Raw genomic sequence first — 2,224 nt, 5'->3', positions numbered from 1 at the left:
TCGCTTCGGCGAGGCCTAACGCCTGAGCTCAGCCGACCGAAACCGCGTAGCGGTTTTGGGTCGGCTGCAGCGATTTGTTGGGCGATAGCTTGCCACATTCTCTCAACGATTGGGATTTGATGTACTTTCCGCACTTTGTAGCGCGACCACATCATGCTCCCCCTGGCCGCGAGAGCCCTTCACTCGGGAAACACAAGACAGACCGAGCACGACTGTTGCAAGGGTCAAACAGTACACGACAACCGGCCAAGCCGTGTTGCGCGGCAACAGCGAAATGATCAACGTTCCGATGCTTCCTAGCAGTACACCGCCCAAGCAGAAGTAGACTGCCGTGACCGTTCCAGCAACATGGTCGAATCCTCGAAGAGCGCCATTGGGCGACACAGATACCGCTGTGGCGACACCAATACCCACTAGCCACATTGGAGCAATAAAGCCTAACACGGACTGCGAAGCCCATATTTCGGTGATGGCAAGCAATACTGCTCCAGCTATCAGGCATCCCATTCCCATTCGCAAGACACTTGGGCTGCCCCACTTGGGTATCACACGCCCCATAAAACGAGCCGTAAACACCATGGCAATTGCCACTGTGGCGAACAGCAGGCTGAAGCCAAGCTGAGACACACCTTGCCTGCCCATCATTAGTCCGGGCGCAATGGAGAAAAAGACGAAGAAGCTACCCATTCCAGCGGCGTAACACAACGTGTACAACCAGAAGTTCAGGCACTTAACGGGGAGTAGCAGCTGCGACCATTGCAAGCCCGCAACTCGTTGCACCCGGGTTTCAGGCCAGAATCGCCACGCTGCTGCAGATGCAGCGATCATGCCCAAACCTAGAAACGCAAAGATAGCCCGCCACCCAAGCCACATGTCGACGAGCGCTCCGAGCAATGGGCCTACCGCCGGGACCATGGCCAGCATGGATCCGAGTATGCCGTAAATGACATTACTTTCCTCGCGACCTGCGTAAATGTCACGTACTGTTGCAAATGTGGAAACAAGGCACGCCGAGGCACCACAAGCCTGAAGAATCCGAAGCCCCAGAAAGACTTCAGCCGATGACGTAAGAGCGAGGCCCATTGACGCCACAACGTAGGCGAGGCCACCTCCCAGTAGAACGGGGCGGCGCCCCAGTCGGTCCGATAGCGGTCCAAACAAGAGCTGACCGGCACCAATCATGACCAAGTACGTTGTCAGCGTAAGCTGAATTGTGCTCGCTGTCGTACCAAGCGCGTTTGGCATAAACGGCACTGCTGGCAAGTACATGTCCATGCCGAGTGATGCCAATAAATCGAACGGTGATAACAACAACACCGTGGCGGCAAGGGAGTACCGCCAACTAAAGTTTTTTGAGCGCACGAAACCATCTCCTTGAACAAAGGATTTGGCGGCGCTCCCGTAGAGCAAAAGGATTCATGAGAACGCCGCAACAACCGAAAAATGAAGGTTGCTGCGGCTTACTTGTCTGCGTTCTTGGAAGTGCTCATCTGCTGACTATCTCATGATTGAATTTGAATCGTAACAACTTTCAAGCAACTCTGCGAGGAGCCTTATTGTGCGCCCAACGTTTGACATGAGGGGCGGCCAAGGGCGCCAGCCCTTGGACGTCCCCCTCGATGGAAGGGTTAGGCATCACTGCGTGTTCGCTCGAATGCCTGGCGTGTTTGAACCATGTACACGGCTGGACCATCTGGGGTGGTTACGGTACCTTGCCTCTCAAACCCCGCTTTCTCGTAGCATCGGATCGCTCGCAAGTTGCTCGGCGACGGGTCCGTTTGGATCTTGGTGACCTCGGGATCATTGAACAGCAACTCAACCAGAGCTCGAACCAGCTTGGTTCCCAAGCCTTTGCCCAGTTGTGATGCATTCGCCAGTGACTGGTCTATTCCGCGTACTCCTGGATCGGTTTCTTCTTCCCACCATCCGTCCCCGCTTCCAAGAGCAACGTACGACTGGGCATACCCAATCGGCTCTCCATTCAGCATTGCAATGTATGGAGTGACGGACTCTTGCGCTAAAACGCTTGGCAAGTACTGTTCCTGTACGTCAGCAAGTGTCGGGCGTGCTTCTTCTCCGCCCCACCACTCGACGATATGAGATCGATTTAGCCACTCATAGAGCATCGCAAGGTCATGCTCAGTCATGAGGCGCAGTGTGACGGAATCGTTGCTGTTGGTCACGATGCTGTACTTTGTGATGCCTAACTTTGTTTTAGCCACCA

Annotated in this window: 2 protein-coding genes; both read right to left on the bottom strand. The window is 54.8% G+C overall.

From position 1 onward, the window contains the following. Window positions 1–102: 102 nt before the first annotated feature. On the bottom strand, window positions 103–1,362 hold the full coding sequence (locus tag GYB81_RS22875) for a chloramphenicol efflux MFS transporter CmlA5 (protein ID WP_012300772.1): 1,260 nt from the start codon (window positions 1,360–1,362) through the stop codon (window positions 103–105). Between the two features lie 266 nt (window positions 1,363–1,628). Then, complete coding sequence (locus GYB81_RS22870) at window positions 1,629–2,183, bottom strand: aminoglycoside N-acetyltransferase AAC(6')-Ib4 (RefSeq protein WP_003159191.1); 555 nt, start codon at window positions 2,181–2,183, stop codon at window positions 1,629–1,631. Window positions 2,184–2,224: the final 41 nt, after the last annotated feature.

Source organism: Pseudomonas yangonensis (assembly GCF_009932725.1).
Classification (GTDB): Bacteria; Pseudomonadota; Gammaproteobacteria; order Pseudomonadales; family Pseudomonadaceae; genus Aquipseudomonas; species Aquipseudomonas yangonensis.
The sequence above is the reverse complement of the archived record's forward strand: the minus strand, read 5'-3'. Positions and strand labels throughout refer to the sequence as shown.